This window comes from Streptomyces fulvoviolaceus (assembly GCF_000718165.1).
Lineage (GTDB): Bacteria > Actinomycetota > Actinomycetes > Streptomycetales > Streptomycetaceae > Streptomyces > Streptomyces fulvoviolaceus.
Genome location: NZ_JOEY01000016.1, coordinates 183,426 through 199,414, shown reverse-complemented (window position 1 = coordinate 199,414; position 15,989 = coordinate 183,426). Strand labels below are relative to the sequence as shown.

The 15,989-nt window shown below is 70.3% G+C and carries 14 protein-coding genes and 1 pseudogene; 4 read left to right on the top strand and 11 right to left on the bottom strand.

Features of this window, described 5'->3' with window-relative positions:
* Positions 1 to 11 precede the first annotated feature (11 nt).
* A complete protein-coding gene (purE, locus tag IG08_RS0119205) occupies positions 12 to 536 on the bottom strand; it encodes a 5-(carboxyamino)imidazole ribonucleotide mutase (RefSeq protein ID WP_078655648.1) in 525 nt (174 codons plus the stop codon).
* The gene (locus IG08_RS0119200) at positions 533 to 1,672 is read right to left on the bottom strand and encodes a 5-(carboxyamino)imidazole ribonucleotide synthase (RefSeq protein ID WP_030603624.1); all 1,140 of its coding nucleotides are present in this window, start codon (positions 1,670 to 1,672) and stop codon (positions 533 to 535) included. The genes purE and IG08_RS0119200 overlap by 4 nt, the downstream gene beginning before the upstream one ends.
* Before the next feature lie 175 nt (positions 1,673 to 1,847).
* On the opposite strand from IG08_RS0119200, the gene IG08_RS0119195 reads away from it, so the two are divergent.
* Positions 1,848 to 2,360: a GtrA family protein gene (locus IG08_RS0119195; protein WP_030603621.1), complete on the top strand. Its 513-nt coding sequence runs from the start codon at positions 1,848 to 1,850 to the stop codon at positions 2,358 to 2,360.
* A 138-nt stretch (positions 2,361 to 2,498) separates the two neighbouring features.
* On the opposite strand, the gene IG08_RS0119190 is transcribed toward IG08_RS0119195, so the two are convergent.
* Complete coding sequence (locus IG08_RS0119190) at positions 2,499 to 3,773, bottom strand: ATP-binding protein (RefSeq protein ID WP_030603618.1); 1,275 nt, start codon at positions 3,771 to 3,773, stop codon at positions 2,499 to 2,501.
* Positions 3,774 to 3,933: 160 nt separating this feature from the next.
* Complete coding sequence (locus IG08_RS0119185) at positions 3,934 to 4,611, bottom strand: response regulator transcription factor (protein ID WP_030603615.1); 678 nt, start codon at positions 4,609 to 4,611, stop codon at positions 3,934 to 3,936.
* A gap of 391 nt (positions 4,612 to 5,002) precedes the next feature.
* Here IG08_RS0119185 and IG08_RS0119180 point away from each other — a divergent pair, with 391 nt between their 5' ends.
* Positions 5,003 to 6,499: an oligopeptide:H+ symporter gene (locus IG08_RS0119180; protein WP_030603612.1), complete on the top strand. Its 1,497-nt coding sequence runs from the start codon at positions 5,003 to 5,005 to the stop codon at positions 6,497 to 6,499.
* A 125-nt stretch (positions 6,500 to 6,624) separates the two neighbouring features.
* On the opposite strand, the gene IG08_RS0119175 is transcribed toward IG08_RS0119180, so the two are convergent.
* The 6 genes from IG08_RS0119175 to IG08_RS0119150 form a co-directional block, all read right to left on the bottom strand.
* Entirely contained in the window at positions 6,625 to 7,872 is a 1,248-nt protein-coding gene (locus tag IG08_RS0119175) for a hypothetical protein (RefSeq protein WP_234342910.1), read from the bottom strand.
* 284 nt (positions 7,873 to 8,156) lie between these two features.
* The gene (locus IG08_RS0119170) at positions 8,157 to 9,260 is read right to left on the bottom strand and encodes a hypothetical protein (RefSeq protein WP_030603606.1); all 1,104 of its coding nucleotides are present in this window, start codon (positions 9,258 to 9,260) and stop codon (positions 8,157 to 8,159) included.
* A complete protein-coding gene (locus IG08_RS0119165; RefSeq protein ID WP_030603603.1) occupies positions 9,257 to 10,093 on the bottom strand; it encodes a COG1470 family protein in 837 nt (278 codons plus the stop codon). Before IG08_RS0119165 ends, IG08_RS0119170 begins: the two co-directional genes overlap by 4 nt.
* 87 nt (positions 10,094 to 10,180) lie before the next feature.
* Positions 10,181 to 10,861, bottom strand: a complete 681-nt coding sequence (locus IG08_RS0119160) for an LPXTG cell wall anchor domain-containing protein (RefSeq protein ID WP_030603600.1) — start codon at positions 10,859 to 10,861, stop codon at positions 10,181 to 10,183.
* A 218-nt stretch (positions 10,862 to 11,079) separates the two neighbouring features.
* Positions 11,080 to 11,595, bottom strand: a complete 516-nt coding sequence (locus IG08_RS0119155) for an ATP-binding protein (RefSeq protein ID WP_030603597.1) — start codon at positions 11,593 to 11,595, stop codon at positions 11,080 to 11,082.
* Between the two features lie 210 nt (positions 11,596 to 11,805).
* Entirely contained in the window at positions 11,806 to 12,183 is a 378-nt protein-coding gene (locus tag IG08_RS0119150) for an STAS domain-containing protein (RefSeq protein WP_030603593.1), read from the bottom strand.
* Between the two features lie 243 nt (positions 12,184 to 12,426).
* Between IG08_RS0119150 and IG08_RS0119145 the strand changes: the two genes are divergently transcribed.
* The gene (locus IG08_RS0119145; RefSeq protein ID WP_030603590.1) at positions 12,427 to 13,353 is read left to right on the top strand and encodes an RNA polymerase sigma factor SigF; all 927 of its coding nucleotides are present in this window, start codon (positions 12,427 to 12,429) and stop codon (positions 13,351 to 13,353) included.
* Between the two features lie 193 nt (positions 13,354 to 13,546).
* Positions 13,547 to 14,989: pseudogene (locus tag IG08_RS57190) on the top strand (ricin-type beta-trefoil lectin domain protein); the annotation flags it as partial.
* A 94-nt stretch (positions 14,990 to 15,083) separates the two neighbouring features.
* Here the strand turns inward: IG08_RS57190 and IG08_RS0119125 are convergent.
* Positions 15,084 to 15,983 (bottom strand): hypothetical protein, encoded by a 900-nt coding sequence (locus IG08_RS0119125; RefSeq protein ID WP_030603579.1) that lies wholly within the window; start codon positions 15,981 to 15,983, stop codon positions 15,084 to 15,086.
* Positions 15,984 to 15,989: the final 6 nt, after the last annotated feature.

Here is a 15,989-nt window from a genome sequence, read left to right as displayed (position 1 = left end):
AGGAGGAGCATTCAATTCCCGAAGCCGAAGCCGTTGCCCGCGCCCTCGACCTTGGTCCGCAGGCGCTTGCCCTTCTCGGTGGCCTGGTCGTTGAGTTCCTGCTGGAACTCGCGCATACGGCGGAGGAGTTCCTCGTCGTGGGCGGCGAGGATCCGGGCCGCGAGCAGACCGGCGTTGCGCGCGCCGCCGACGGAGACGGTGGCGACCGGGACACCGGCCGGCATCTGCACGATCGACAGCAGCGAGTCCATGCCGTCGAGGTACTTCAGCGGGACCGGCACGCCGATGACCGGCAGCGGGGAGACCGAGGCGAGCATGCCCGGGAGGTGGGCGGCGCCCCCGGCGCCCGCGATGATCACCTTGAGTCCGCGCCCGGCCGCCTCCTCGCCGTACGCGATCATCTCGCGCGGCATGCGGTGCGCGGAGACGACGTCGACCTCGTACTCGATCTCGAACTCGTCGAGGGCCTGGGCGGCGGCCTCCATGACGGGCCAGTCGGAGTCCGACCCCATGACGATGCCAACAACGGGGCTCATTCTGTGATCGTGCCTCTCAGGTAGCCGGCTGCGTGACGTGCGCGCTCGAGGACGTCGTCCAGGTCGTCGCCGTAGGTGTTGACGTGGCCGACCTTGCGTCCGGGCTTCACGTCCTTGCCGTACATGTGGATCTTCAGCTTGGGGTCACGGGCCATGCAGTGCAGATACGCGGAGTACATGTCGGGGTAGTCACCGCCGAGCACGTTGACCATGACCGTCCACTTCGCGCGCGGGCGGGGGTCGCCGAGCGGGAGGTCCAGGACCGCGCGGACGTGGTTGGCGAACTGGGACGTGATCGCGCCGTCCTGCGTCCAGTGGCCCGAGTTGTGCGGGCGCATCGCGAGCTCGTTGACGAGGATGCGGCCGTCGCGGGTCTGGAACAGCTCGACGGCGAGGTGGCCGACGACGTCCAGTTCCTTGGCGATGCGCAGGGCCATCTCCTCGGCCCGCAGCGCCAGGGTCTCGTCCAGGTCGGGGGCCGGGGCGATCACCGTGTCGCAGACGCCGTTCACCTGCCGGGACTCGACCACCGGGTAGGCGACGGCCTGGCCGTGCGGGGACCGTACGACATTGGCGGCGAGCTCACGGACGTAGTCGACCTTCTCCTCGGCGAGCACGGGCACGCCGGCGCGGAAGGGGTCCGCGGCCTCCTCGACGGAGTCGACGACCCACACGCCCTTGCCGTCGTAGCCGCCGCGGACGGTCTTGAGGACGACCGGGAAGCCGTCGCCTTCCGCCGCGAAGGCGACCACGTCCGCCGGGTCGCTCACGATGCGGTGCCGTGGGCACGGCACCCCGATCGCGTCGAGCCTCGCCCGCATCACGCCCTTGTCCTGGGCGTGCACGAGCGCGTCGGGGCCGGGGCGGACGGGGATACCGTCCGCCTCCAGGGCCCTCAGGTGCTCGGTGGGTACGTGTTCGTGATCGAAGGTGATCACGTCGCAGCCCCGCGCGAAGTCACGCAGCGTGTCGAGGTCGCGATAGTCGCCGATGACGACATCGCTGACGACCTGCGCCGCGGAATCCTGTGGGGTGTCACTGAGAAGCTTGAATTTGATGCCGAGCGGGATGCCCGCCTCGTGTGTCATACGAGCGAGCTGCCCCCCGCCGACCATGCCGACTACCGGGAACGTCACGCCCCCAGGGTATCGGCCGCGCCACGGCGGCCGGATTCCGCTCCTCTTACCGCACCTCTTACCGGTCTCTGTGAGTTCGTCCACAGGCAACCGACAAGGGGGATGGTTAGCATGGTTGGGTTGACGAATCCGACCGACGGTTGCTCAAACCGACCGACTGGGGGACTGTACGACCATGGGACGTGGTTCCTCAGGGCTGCGAAGGCTCGTGCGCGAGGCCGCCAAATTCGGCGCCGTCGGCGGTGCGGGACTTCTGGTCAATCTCGTCGTGTTCAACCTGGTCCGGCATCTGACCGAGTTGCCGGTCGTGCGAGCGAGCATCATCGCCACCGTCGTGGCGATCGTCTTCAACTACATCGGCTTCCGCTACTTCACGTACCGGGACCGTGACAAGAGCGGCCGCACCAAGGAACTGACCCTGTTCCTGCTGTTCAGCGCGGTCGGCCTGGTGATCGAGAACGGCGTGCTCTACGCGGCGACGTACGGCTTCGGCTGGGACAGCCCGCTGCAGAGCAACGTCTTCAAGTTCCTCGGCATCGGCGTCGCGACGCTCTTCCGGTTCTGGTCGTACCGCTCGTGGGTGTTCAAGACCCTGCCGGCCCGGGAGGCCGTGGCGAGCGCGGAGTCATTCCTGGAAGAGGCCGAGAGGGCGGCGCCGAAGCCCCGGCCCAAGCTGCCGGTGCGCTGACGCTCCGCTGGGTATGCAGTTCATTTACCGCGGGCCGGTGGGGGCTGGTCGCGCCCACGCGGCGGAGCCGCAAATCGATACAGCCCCGCGCCCCTTACGGGGCGCTGCCGAACCCGGAGTGGATTTCGCCGGACCCGCTCAGCGGACCGTCGGCTCCTCGTCCTCCGTCACCGACTTCTTCAGCGGCGTACGCGACAGAAACAGGGCGAACACCGCCGGCTTGGTCTGGAGCATCTCCAGGCGCCCTCCGTCGGCCTCCGCGAGGTCCCGGGCCACCGCCAGGCCGATGCCCGTGGAGTTGCGGCCGCTGATGGTCCGCTCGAAGATCCGCGCCCCGAGGTCGGCCGGGACACCGGGCCCCTCGTCCGTGACCTCGATGACGGTCTGGTTGCCGGTGACACGGGTACGCAGGGCGACGGTGCCGCCGCCGTGCATGAGGGAGTTCTCGATCAGCGCGGCCAGCACCTGCGCGACCGCGCCGGGCGTGCCGACCGCCGTCAGGTGCCGCTTGCCGGAGCTGACGATCGCCCGGCCGACGCCGCGGTAGGCGGGCCGCCACTCGGCGAGCTGCTGCTGGATGACCTCGTCGAGGTCGAAGGTGACGGCGTTGCCGGTACGGGGGTCGCGGGAGTTCGTCAGCAGCCGCTCGACCACGTCCGTCAGCCGCTCCACCTGCGTCAGCGCGACGTTCGCCTCCTCCTTCACCGTGTCCGGGTCGTCGGTGAGGGTGATCTCCTCCAGGCGCATGGAGAGGGCCGTCAGCGGCGTACGGAGCTGGTGGGAGGCGTCGGCGGCGAGCCGGCGTTCCGCGGTGAGCATGCGGGCGATGCGCTCGGCGGAGGAGTCCAGCACATCGGCGACCCGGTCCAGTTCGGGGACGCCGTACCGCTTGTGCCGTGGGCGCGGGTCGCCGGAGCCGAGGCGTTCGGCGGTCTCGGCGAGGTCGGTGAGCGGGGAGGCGAGCTTGTTGGCCTGGCGGATCGCCAGCAGCACCGCGGCGATCACCGCGAGCAGGGCGACCAGCCCGATGATCAGGAGCGTACGTCCGACCTCCCGGGTCACCGAGGAGCGCGGCTCCTGCACGGTGACCGTCTCGCCCTCCTCGCCCTCCTCCGTCGAGCTGATGACGTCACCGGTGGGCTTGGTCCCGACCTCGATCGGTGACCTGCCCGGGATCCGGATCACGGCGTATCGATCCTGCGCGACCTGGTCCCGCAGGACCTGCGCCGTGACGTCCTCCGCGGCGAACAGCCTGCTGTCCACGATCCCGGCCAGCCGGATCGCCTCGGAGTCCACCCGCTCCTGCGCGCTGTTGCTGATGGTGCGCGTCTCGACGATGACGAGGGACACACCGAACACGGCGATGACCACGAGCACGACGGCAAGCGTGGACTGGATAAGACGGCGACGCACGGGTCCCTCCGGGCAGTGGCTCTATGACGAACGGTGCGGGAATCGCGCCCTTAGGGGCGCGGGGCCGTCCCAATTTGCGGCTCCGCCGCGTGGGCGCGACCAGCCACCGCCGACGGTCAGCCGCGCACCCACACAAGCCACCACGGCGCAACCCGCGAACTCAACTCTTCTCGAACCGGAACCCGACCCCACGCACGGTGGCGATGTACCGGGGATTCGCGGCATCGTCGCCGAGCTTCTTCCGCAGCCACGAGATGTGCATGTCGAGCGTCTTGGTCGACGACCACCAGGTCGTGTCCCAGACCTCCCGCATCAGCTGGTCACGGGTGACGACCCGACCGGCGTCCCGCACGAGGACCCGCAGCAGGTCGAACTCCTTGGCCGTGAGCTGCAACTCCTCCTCGCCCATCCAGGCGCGGTGCGACTCGACGTCGATGCGCACACCGTGCGTGGCGGGCGGCTGCGCCGGCTCCGCGGCACCGCGCCGCAGCAGCGCCCGCACGCGGGCGAGCAGTTCGGCGAGCCGGAAGGGCTTGGTGACGTAGTCGTCGGCGCCCGCGTCGAGGCCGACGACGGTGTCCACCTCGTCGGCGCGTGCGGTCAGGATGAGGATGGGTACGGCGTGGCCTTCGGCACGCAGCCGGCGGGCCACTTCCAGGCCGTCCATGCCGGGCAGCCCCAGGTCGAGCACGACCAGGTCGATGCCGCCCTGGATGCCGGCGTCGAGTGCGGTGGGGCCGTCCTCCCGCACCTCGACCTCATACCCTTCCCGGCGCAGGGCGCGGGCCAGCGGCTCCGAAATGGACGCATCGTCCTCGGCGAGCAGTACACGGGTCATGACCTGATGGTAGACCGCCCTTGACAGGTGCTGGGGTGTGATCGCAACCCCGTGATTCTTACCTTTGGGCTTACCGGGGCGAACCTGTGTCTGTGCGGTGTGAAGGGTGCAGACACCTTAGAAAAGGTGTGTACGGTTCCCCTGTCACCTGTGATCCGCGTCTCAAGTCCTTCCATATCCTGCTGTGTCCTGTCGTATGGTGATTGAACGCCTGTAGCACCGTGGGGACCTTTGGCGAGGATTTGACGCTGAAGGTCTCTTTTGTGTGCGGGCTGGCTCGGCCAGCCTTGAAAGGAACGACCTGTGGCCGGTCCCCCAGGAGGGGACGGCGACCACCGGGCGCGTGGCAGCCGCTCAAGCACAAGCGCGTCCCGAGCAGCAAGGAACGACCATGGCGTCCAGCCTGACGAAGGACTCGGTGACTCCGGGCACCCCCGGTTCCGAGAAGACCTTCTTCGGCCACCCCCGCGGACTGGCCACTCTCTTCATGACCGAGATGTGGGAGCGTTTCTCCTACTACGGCATGAGGGCTCTCCTCCCGCTGTACCTCGTCGCCCCGGGCGGCCTGCACCTCAGTGCGGCGACCGCGACCGCGATCTACTCCGTGTACGTCTCACTGGTGTACCTGCTGGCGATGCCGGGCGGCTGGTTCGGCGACCGGGTCTGGGGCCCGCGCAAGACCGTCGCCGTCGCCGGCGGCGTCATCATGCTCGGCCACCTCACGCTGGCCCTGCCGAACTCCGGCACCTTCTACGCCGGTCTCGGTCTCGTGGCGATCGGCTCGGGTCTGCTGAAGGCCAACATCTCCACGATGGTCGGCCACCTCTACGAGGGCCCGGACGACGCCCGCCGCGACGGTGGCTTCACCGTCTTCTACATGGGCATCAACCTCGGTGCGTTCGCCGCGCCGCTGGTCATCGGCACCATCGGCGAGAACGTCAACTGGCACCTGGGCTTCGCGCTCGCCGCGGTCGGCATGGCGCTGGGTCTCGCCCAGTTCCTGATCGGCAGCCGCCACCTGGCCGACCGCTCCAGCGTCGTCCCGACCCCGCTGTCGGACCAGGAGAAGGCCTCCACCCTCCGCAAGGCCGCGATCTGGGCGGGCATCGCCGTCGTCTTCTACGCGATCGTCGGCTTCTCCGGCCACTACACGCTGAACTGGATCCTGGTCCCGCTGACCCTGCTCGGCGTGATCATCCCGGTCATGGTGCTGACCCGCATCAAGCGCGACAAGGGCCTGGACCGCACCGAGCAGAAGTCGATGTCGGCGTACATCTGGTTCTTCGTCGCCGCGGCCGTCTTCTGGATGATCTACGACCAGGGCGGCTCGACCCTGTCGATCTTCGCCGACGCCTCCGCCGAGAACACCGTCTTCGGCTGGGAGTTCCCGGTCTCCTGGTACCAGTCGGTCAACCCGGTCCTGATCATGGCCCTGGCCCCGGTCTTCGCCTGGTTCTGGCTCGCGCTGAACCGGCGCGGCAAGGAGCCCAGCACGATCGTGAAGTTCTCCTCGGGTCTGGTCCTGGTCGGCGCGTCCTTCTTCCTCTTCCTCGCCCCGCTGTCGATCGCCGAGGGCGGTCACAAGGCGGCCGCGATGTGGCTGGTGGCGATCTACTTCGTCCAGACCGTGGGTGAGCTGCTGCTGTCCCCGGTGGGCCTGTCGGTGACGACGAAGATGGCGCCCGCGAAGTACGCCTCGCAGATGATGGGTGTGTGGTTCCTGGCGGTCACCGCGGGTGACGCCACGACGGGGCTGCTGTCCATCGCCGGTGTCGACCTCAACAAGACGGGTGTCGTCGCCCTGGAGGCCACGCTTGCCGTGGTCGCCGGTGTCGCGGTGTGGATGTACCGGAACAAGGTCAAGGAGCTCATGGGCAGCGTTCGCTAGCCGTGGGCCCGAGTCGACGGGGCCGTCGGAACCCAGGTGGGTTCCGACGGCCCCGTCGCTCTGTGTGGCTGGGCGCCCACGCGGCGGAGCCGCATATGGATACAGTCCCGCGCCCCTGAGGTCGGTCAGCGTGCCCTTCGTCCGGGCATGAACGTGAACACCGCCGCGCCCAGCAGGACTGCCGTCCCTGCCACCAGGCCCAGGGCCTTCAGCGCGGCGTGATCATCAGCGCCGGTCGCCGCCAGACCACCGTCGGTCGACGAACCGCCCGTGCTCGACGAACCGCCCGTGCTCGACGAACCGCCCGTGCTCGACGAACCGCCCGTGCTCGAAGAGCCGCCGGCCGCGCCGCCCTCCTGCTCCGTCGTGTCCAGGGTCAGGGAGACCGACGTCTTGTCCGGCTTGCAGGTCGTGGTCGTGCCGAGGGCCTCGATCGTGAGGACGCCCGGTGACAGGGTCGACGAACCGGTCGCGCCCGGCTTGTAGGTGCCGGTCAGGTCGGGGATCTCGATCGGGTCGCCGGACTTGATGGCCTCGGAGTTGGTCGGGCCCTCGACGTGGACCGTGCCCGTGTCGTCGCCGCCCAGGACGACCTCCATCGACGGCTTGACCGAGTCCGCCGGGATGTCGGCCGGGCTGTCCATCACCGACTTGCCGAACTTCACGGTGAGGTCGTAACTCCCGCCGTCCTTCTTGGCGTTGATCTGGATCGGGGAGGTCGCCTTCTTCTCGCCGAGGGGCGAGTCGCAGGTGTAGGGGATCTCGACCTCCTTGCCGGTGAAGTCGGTCTGGCCGCCGCCGGTTTCAGTCGCGCTCGGACTCGTGCTCGGGGTCGGGGTCGCGCCGTCGGTCGGCGTGGCGCTGTCGGTCGGCTCGGCGGACGTGGTCGGCGTCGGGGAACTCCCGTCCCCCTCCTCCACGTTGATGGTCGCCGCCGACCCCACCGTCTCCGTCGGCGAGCACTCCGTGTTCGTCGACATGGCGTTGACGGTGTACGCGTCCGGCGTCAGCGTGACCTCTCCGGGCGCCGTCAGCTTCAGCGTGCCCTTCATGTCGGCCAGCACCATGTCGCCGCCCTTGGGGATGGCGGGGTTCTCGCGCGGCCCCGTCATCGCGATGTCGGTGGTCTGTGCCCCGGCCGCCTTGAGGGTGCCGGACGGCTGGACCGAGTTCTCCGGCAGGTCGATGATGTCGGGGTTCTTGGAGGCGGCCTGCACGAACTTCCACACCACCTCGACCTCGTCACCCACCTTCGCGGTCGCCGGCGCGGTGATCTCCACCGTGGACGTGCCGTCGACGGGGTCGATCCCGGCGGGCGGCACGCAGTGGGTCGCGAACGACACCTCCGCGGCCTGCGCGGGCACCGCGGCCACGCCCAGCAGGACGACCGCCCCGCCGAGCGCCAGCGCGAGGCGGTGCCGGTGAGGTGCGGGTGCGTTCCCGCGCCCACAGCGGCAGCGGCCGGTGTCGCAGCCGGTGTGTGCTCTCGGCGTGCCGGATGAAGGTGCTCGCAGCAGAGCTACCAGGACCTTTGGCCGGTGCGGCGAGACTGCGTGCCGGGCGGCGTGGGGGCGTGCCTGAACCTCACCGGCACCTCCTGGGCCCGCCGCGCCCGCTCTTCTCGGCCCGGTGGCCGGTGTGACTCTCCTTCGCATGCTCACGGGTGTCCCTTCTGGGTGGGAGTCGTAGGACTCGTGGGAGCCGTAGGACTCGTCGGGCTGTCGTCGTGCGGTGCGGAGAGCCGACCGGCCGTCCCCGGATCGGCATCCGGGGTGAACCACGGCAGGGTCGAGGTGGTGTCAGGGGTGGGCGCCTCGGTCCGGCGCTTCAACCCGGGCAGGCGCAGGGAGAGTTCGGGCATCCGCAGCTCTCGGTGACGAATGCCGCCGGACCTGCGGCGCGGCCGCACCCGGTCCACCACCGCCATCCCGGCGCGGAACACCGCGGCCGGCACCACGATGCAGACCAGGACCCAGAACAGGGTCACGCCCCAGGGCCGGCCCACGCCCCAGGGCTGCTCGGCGAGGACCTTCCCGCCGTACTTCAGCGACACCGTGTAGTCGCCGTGCGCGCCGCCCGGCAGCTCGACGGGCAGCTCGATCCGCGCCTTCTTGCCGGGCTGGATCGTGCCCCGCCACTGCTGTTCCTCCCACTGCGGGGCGAACACGCCGTGGGCGGTGCCGACTTGGAAGACGGGGTTCTTGACGGTGGAGGTGCCGACGTTGCCGACGGTGAAGACGAGGGTGCGGGCGGGCGGCGCCCCGAACCAGGTCAGCAGCCCGCTGGAGCCGTCGAGCCGGGTGTCGGTGAGGACGGACAGGCGTCCGCCGGACGTCTCCGCGGGCAGCGGTTCGACCGCGTGCCCGGCCACCTGGAAGATCGCGTCGGCCTCGGCCTTCGCCCCGGTCACCGTCGCCACGTGCACGACGCACGGGCACGGCACCGGCGGCTCGGCGACCGGCAGCCTCCGGCTGAAACGGCCCGCGGAGTCGGTCGTCACGGCCCTGCCGTCCGCGTTGGCACAGGAGTTGGTGCCACCCACCACACCCCGCGACGGCACGGACTGCCCGCAGACCAGGATCATCAGCAGCGCCCGCGCCCGCCAGCCCTCGCCGGTCACGGTGATCGAACCCCCGGTCCCCGCCTGGGACTTGGACAGCTTCACGGTCGGCCCGTCGGCCGCGGCAGTCGTGCCCGCCAGAAACGCGAAGCACAACGCGAGCACCGCCGCCAACGCCGGAATCCGCACCTTGCCGCTCACGTCATCGCTCCCGTCAACTCGGCTTCCGCGCGTGGGGGTTGAGGTGCCTCGCCGCCCTCGGGCGTACGGCGTCCTCGACGTCGTACGACGATGAGGGCGCCCGTCGCCGCCACCGCACCCGCGGCCCCCGCCACCGCCACCGCCACCGCACCCCACGGCACGAACCACGCCGACGCGCCGGCCGTGTCGCGCGCGCCGCCCGCCGCCGTGACCGTCAGACGCACGTCGACCGCGTCCAGGGCGGGCCGGTCATGCCATGGCTCGCCGAGCTCGACGCGGCGGCCCGGGGGCAGCTCGACGGGGAGCGTGCGCGGGGCGCGGTCGAGGACCGGGCCGAAGAGGCCGTCCGCGCGCACGGTGAGCTTCGGTACGAGGGTCGTCGTACCGCGGTTGACCAGCTCGTACGTGATGCGGTCGGCGCGGACGGACACGTGCTCGACGGTCAGCGCGGACAACTCCGGGACGGTGGCGCGGAGTTGGAGACGGATCTGCTGGGTGCGGCCGTCGGTGTCGCGCGCGACGATCTCGGCGGTGCGGTCGTCGGCCGGGACGGTCACCGTGAAGGGGACGTCGGCGCGGGTGCGGGCGGGGACGCGTACGGCGGCGTCCGCGAAGGTGACGCCGTCGGCGTGCAGCCGTACGGTGACCGGCCTGTCGCCGCGGTTGGCCACGGACACCGTGTCCTGGAGGACCGCCCCGGGCTCGCCCTCGGCGTACAGGACGGGCCGGCCGCCGAAGGGCGCGAGGGACCAGCCCTCGGCGGCGGTGGCCGTCGGGGCCGCCCACAGCAGGGCGAACAGGGTCAGGGACAGGACACGGGCGGCGGACGGCATCGGCGGCTCCATCAAGCAGGTGCGGCGCGAAGCGCCTCGTTGAGGGGCGGTGGCCGGGCGACGGGCGGGCGTGGGCCAGAAGCCCGGTCAGCGCCGAGCCGCCTGGTTCCGCCTCGTCAGCCACAGCGCGCCCGCCGCGCCCGCGAGCAGCACCGTGCCGCCGAGCGTGCCGAGGGCGATCGCCGAGTCCTCGGGGCCGGTCTGCGGGAGTTCGGAGCCGGAGCCGCTGTCGCTCGGGGAGGAGTCGGAGGCGCCGCTGGCGGCGGTGACGTCCAGGGTCAGCGACGGGCCGGGGCTGTTGGTGGGCGTGCACGTGGTCGTCGTGCCGAGCGCCTTGATGGTGAGCACGCCCGCCGTGAAGGTGACCTTGCCGGACTTCTTCGGGGTGTACGTGCCGCTCAGGTCGTTGATCTTGATGGGGGTGTCGGCCGGGATCGCGGCCTGGTTGGCCGGCCCCGACACCGCCACGGTGCCGCTGTCGGCGCCGCCCAGCTTGACGACGGCACTCGGGTTCATCGCGCCCTTGCCCAGTTCGACCGGGCTGGACGAGACGCCCTTCTGCCAGGACATGGTGATCTTGTAGCCGCTGCCGCTCTTGACGCCCTTGATGTCGATGGGCGAGACGGCGCTCTTGTCACCGATCGGCGTCTTGCACTGGTACTTCACGTCGACGACCTCGGCGTGGGCGGCGGGGGCGGCCATCAGCACCGCCGAGCCGGCCAGGGCCGCGGCGGACGCGAGCGCGGCGGTTCGTTTCCGGTACGACACGATTTCCGCTCCCCTTCGATTTCCTGACGGCACATCAGATCGGCCGTCAAGGTACGCCGGGGGCCCAGAGGAGGGAAGACAAAGGGCGTGTTGGAAGTGTGGGGATGCGGAAGCGCCCCTTCAGGGGCGCGGGGCTGTGTCCATATGCGGCTCCGCCGCGTGGGCGCAACAAACCACAGACGGCCGGCAGCCGCCAGATCACAGGCAGCGGCACCCCTCTAGGCGGGCGCCCCCAACTCCGCCCACACCGTCTTACCGGCAACCCCAGGAGTACGCACAACTCCCCAATCCAGACAAAGTCGCTGCACGATGAACATCCCGTGACCACCCGGGCGGCCGGCCCTGTGCGGCGTCCGCGGCGCAGGCTGCCCCGTCCCCCGGTCGGAGACCTCGACCCGGATCACCTTGTTGTCACAGGCGATCCAGAGCTGGTCCGGCCCCTCGGCGTGCAGGCAGGCATTCGTGACCAGCTCGGAGACCACGAGAAGGACATCCTCCGCGGCGGCCCGCTGATCGGCGGTGGCGGCGGGCAGCCAGCCCCACGCGTACAGCGCCTGGCGGGTGAAGTCGCGGGCGAGCGGGACGACACCGCTCTCGCCGTCGAAACTCAGCGTGCGGACCTGCCGGCCCGCCGATGGCCCGGACGGCACGTCCGCGCCCCCCTCGGACGCCCCGGAAGCGCCGCTGGACTCCGGGCCACGGTCGCCCGGCGAGTAGGGCCGGGTGGTGCTCATCAGCGCTTCACCTCACCGATTCACCAGTTCACAATTCAAAAAGTCACCGCAAGTGTCGCTGCAAGTGTCACTACGAGTGCCACCGCAAAGCCATTCACCGAACAGTCAGTACGGATGTCTCCTGCCCGACCGGACCGGCAGAACACCCCTGTATTCGGCACGAAACGCGTGACACCCGGAAAGTGCCGGTCACAGGGGGGACGAGCGGGCTCAGCCGGTCTCGTCCGCCAGAGCCGCGTCCAGGGTGTCATGGACGGTGAAGACCGCATCCGCCCCGGTGATCTCGAAGACCCGCGCCACGACCGGCAGCATCCCCGCGAGATGCACCCCGCCCCCGGCCGCCTCGGCCTTCAGGCGCGCCCCCAGGAGGACGTTGAGTCCGGTGGAGTCGCAGAACTCCAGCCGTGAGCAGTCCACGACGAGCCGGCTGAATCCTTTGGCGAGGCAGTCCTCGAGTGGCTCACGCAACAAATCGGCCGTGTGGTGATCCAACTCACCTGCCGGAATCACGACGGCGCTGGAGCCCTCTTCCCGCACCTCGACAAGAAGCCGGCCCGACTGTGCGCTGCCGACTGTCCTGCGGTCCATGCCGTCTCTCTCCCGACGTCCTGGCTGCTGTCTGACGCCCTCGAACACTACGCCTTCTCCACACCCTCCGACACCCGAACAATCACACGCAAACGGACATAACCGCACAGAACACACTTGCGGTCGGCTCGGGAAAGCGGGTAGGGCTAGTAGAGACACGTACTCAACCACGGCCGGCTTTGGAGGCGCCGCACACCGCAGTGCACGCACTGGCTTCGGCAGCCATTACATATGCCGAGAACGATGGAGGACATCATGTCACCCCGGCTCGACGCACCGCATACCCAAGAGGCGACGTCGACATCCCCCCCGGAACATCTGGATCCCATCGAGCATCACGACGTACCCGTCGACCCTGACGGCTTGCTCGCCGGGCTTCCGGACATCCCGCCCTTCGACGAGGTGGGGCCGGTGGACGCACGGGCCCTGTCCAAGACCCTCTTCGCGCGGCTGGAGTCGCTGGAGGAAGGCACCCACGAGTACTCGTACGTCCGCAACACGCTCGTCGAACTCAACCTCGCCCTGGTCAAGTTCGCCGCCTCCCGCTTCCGCTCGCGCAGCGAGCCGATGGAGGACATCATCCAGGTCGGCACGATAGGCCTGATCAAGGCGATCGACCGCTTCGAGCTGAGCCGCGGCGTCGAGTTCCCGACCTTCGCGATGCCGACGATCGTCGGCGAGATCAAGCGCTTCTTCCGTGACACCTCGTGGTCCGTGCGCGTACCGCGCCGACTGCAGGAGCTGCGGCTCGACCTGGCCAAGGCCGGCGACGAGCTGGCCCAGCAGCTGGACCGGGCGCCGACGGTGGGTGAACTGGCCGAGCGCCTGGGCCTCACGAACGACGAGGTCGTCGAGGGCATGGCCGCGTCCAACGCGTACACCGCCTCCTCGCTGGACGCCCAGCCGGAGGAGGACGACGCCGAAGGTGCCCTCGCGGACCGCATCGGTTACGAGGACCACGAACTCGAAGGCGTCGAGTACGTCGAGTCGTTGAAGCCGCTGATCGCCGAACTGCCCTCCCGGGACCGGAAGATCCTCTCCCTCCGCTTCGTCGCGGGCATGACCCAGTCGGAGATCGGCGACGAGCTGGGTATCTCGCAGATGCACGTGTCGCGACTGCTGTCGCGGACACTGGTGCGGCTGCGGAAGGGGCTGACGGTCGAGGAGTGACCGCGGCCGCAGCCAAGGGTGACTGAACCAACCCGGCCCGGCAGGGGCCGGGTTGGTGTGTTACCGACGTCACCCGGGTTGCCCGCGTTACCCGAGGGAACCTCTTTCCTCATACGGCCCCATCCACCACTATGGTCACCCCAAACTGGCTGGTACGTCAGGACGGCTTCGCGGGGTGCGAGGAGGTGGCCGGATGGCTCGGGCCGACGAGACCGGTGACGAGGCGTACTCGGGCGCCTCCGACGCGCGGCTGACGGAACTGCTCCGCGCCGACACGGCCACCGCGTACACCGCCCTCCGGCAACTCCGCGCCCGCCACCTCCCGGCGGTCCTCACCTACGCCCGCCTGTGCACCACGAGCGACTCCGCGGCACGGCAGCTGGCGGCACAGACCTTCACGCTCGCGGCGCGGGAAACGGCCCGCGGCGTCGACCCGGGCGTCCCGTGGCGGCACCAGCTCCTGTTGTTCACCGGCAGGTTGGCAGCCTCGTGGGCTGTGGACGAGCGGTCGGCCGGACTCGACGCGAGCCTGCTCCTCGTCCTCAACACGGCGGCCCCCGAGGGCCCCGTCCCGCCCATGCTGGCGCCGTTCCAGTCCCTGCCGGCCCGCGCCCAGGGGCTCGTCTGGTACGGCGTCGTGGAGCAGGAGCCCCCGGTGCGGACGGCCGGCCTGCTCGGCCTCACCCGCGAGGACGTGGTCCACGGCACCGACCAGGCCCTCCAGTCCCTGGCCCGGTCCTGCCTCCGCTCACGACTCGCCGCCTCCGACGATCCGCGCTGCGGCGACTTCCGCCGCCTCATCGAGGAGTCCGTACGACCGGACAGCCCGCGTGAGAGTCCCGACCTGCAGGCTCACATGGCGCACTGCCCGCACTGCACGACGGCGTACGAGGAGCTGTGTGCGCTACGGGACACGCCGGGCAGCGCCTTGGCGGAGGGGCTGCTGCCGTGGGCGGGGACGGCGTACGGGGCGCGCGACGCCGGCGCGACGGTCACCAAGGGCCGTACGCCGTCCGGCACTTGGCAGCCGTCCCGCCGCTTGGTGGTGACCTCGGCCGTGCTCGGCGTGGCCCTGGCGCCACTGCTGGTGTTCCTGCTGACGCGGGGCGGTTCGGCGCCCCAGGAGTCGGCGGGCGCGGCGGTTCCCACGCCGTCGGGACCGTCGCCGGTACCGCCGGTGACGGTCACGGCGACGGTCTCGGCCACACCGTCGCCCTCCCCCACGAGCAGATCGCCCTCGCCGACGAGGAGCCCGTCGCCGTCCAGGACGGCACGTCCCACACCTGCGCCGGTGCGCCCGCCGAGCGGCGCCTACGCCCAGGTGGTCAACGTCTCCACCGGCCGTTGCCTGGACGTGGCCGGCGAGTTCGACAACGGCACGGACGTCGTCACCGCCCCCTGTGACTCCGGCCGCGGCCAGCGCTGGCGGGTCGACTCCGCACGCGGTGTCCTGCAGTCGTCCGCCGATCCCGACTTCTGCCTGGACAGCCGGGGCGACGTCGACAAGGGCCTCGGCGTCTGGTCCTGCGACTCGGTCGACGGGCGCAACGGCGACAACCTGAGGTTCACCGTGGACGACGACGGCGTGATCCGCCCCGCCATCGCCGTCGCGACGGCGGTGAGGGGGGGGGGGGGGGGTGTGGGGGGGGGGGGGGGGGGGGGGGGGGGGGGGGGGGGGGGGGGGGGGGGGGGGGCCCCCCCCCCCCCCCCCCGCCATACAGCCGTACAACTCAAGAGCCGTCGGCGAACAGTTCCCACGCGTCGGTTACCTGGTAGGAGCGATCGAGCCAGGTGTCGAGTTGGTCCATGTCGGCGGAGGCGAGAATCCGCTCGCGGACGTCGTCGGGTACGTCGATCTGACGCCACTGGAGAGTGCGCAGAATGGCTGCTGCCCTCTCCTGAGCCCGCCCCTCCTCACGGCCTTCTTCTCGTCCTTCTTCGCGCACCTGCTCGGCCAGTGGGTGCCGCCAGAAGTACTGCATCGCCGTCATGAGGTCCCTCCACATGTGTTGCGCCTGGGGGTCGGCCAGGCATGAGTCGACGAACTGCACGAAGACCGCGGCGGTGTCCGGGTCGATGGTCCGCAGGGCGGCTGACAGGGATTCCAGTATGGCGGGAGCCTGCCGACCCCGGCCATGCGTCATGGCCGAAAGCACCGCAAGGGGTACGTCCTGCTCGGCCTCCCGCTCGTCCGCGATCAGCGGCACGTTGTCCGGCCCCAGCACGAACGGCCGTACCGTCAGCGAGGGACACCCCCGCACCCCGAAATGAATGGGCTCCGCCGCCCAGCGGGCCGTAGCGCTGCTCTGGGTGATGACGATGAGCACCGGTTCACAGCGGTACTTCTCGTGCAGGTAGCTGAGGTAGTAGGGCCAGCTGCCGCGCTTTCTCTCGTCCGGCTGACCCTGCGACTCGACGACCAGGAGGTAGACGCCCTCGTCGGTCTCCGCCCGCAGCAGCGTGTCCACACGCCGCTCGACCGGCTCGATCTCGGTGAGGTCCACGTTCATCGCCGCGAAGTCGCGCGGCTCGGGGAAGGGGATGCGTAACACGTGTTGCAGGGCGCGGGTCAGGAGCGCGGGATCCTTCTGGAAGATCCGGTGCAGCGCCTCGTGCGACGAGCCGACCATCGGCTC

What these genes read in the sequence shown, in the direction of transcription:
- IG08_RS0119125 (WP_030603579.1), bottom strand. Translation starts at nt 15,983, where the DNA reads ATGGTCGGCTCGTCGCACGAGGCGCTGCACCGGATCTTCCAGAAGGAT.
- IG08_RS0119155 (WP_030603597.1), bottom strand. Translation starts at nt 11,595, where the DNA reads ATGAGCACCACCCGGCCCTACTCGCCGGGCGACCGTGGCCCGGAGTCC.
- IG08_RS0119145 (WP_030603590.1), top strand. Translation starts at nt 12,427, where the DNA reads ATGGAGGACATCATGTCACCCCGGCTCGACGCACCGCATACCCAAGAG.
- IG08_RS0119195 (WP_030603621.1), top strand. Translation starts at nt 1,848, where the DNA reads ATGGGACGTGGTTCCTCAGGGCTGCGAAGGCTCGTGCGCGAGGCCGCC.
- IG08_RS0119150 (WP_030603593.1), bottom strand. Translation starts at nt 12,183, where the DNA reads ATGGACCGCAGGACAGTCGGCAGCGCACAGTCGGGCCGGCTTCTTGTC.
- purE (WP_078655648.1), bottom strand. Translation starts at nt 536, where the DNA reads ATGAGCCCCGTTGTTGGCATCGTCATGGGGTCGGACTCCGACTGGCCC.
- IG08_RS0119185 (WP_030603615.1), bottom strand. Translation starts at nt 4,611, where the DNA reads ATGACCCGTGTACTGCTCGCCGAGGACGATGCGTCCATTTCGGAGCCG.
- IG08_RS0119165 (WP_030603603.1), bottom strand. Translation starts at nt 10,093, where the DNA reads ATGCCGTCCGCCGCCCGTGTCCTGTCCCTGACCCTGTTCGCCCTGCTG.
- IG08_RS0119180 (WP_030603612.1), top strand. Translation starts at nt 5,003, where the DNA reads ATGGCGTCCAGCCTGACGAAGGACTCGGTGACTCCGGGCACCCCCGGT.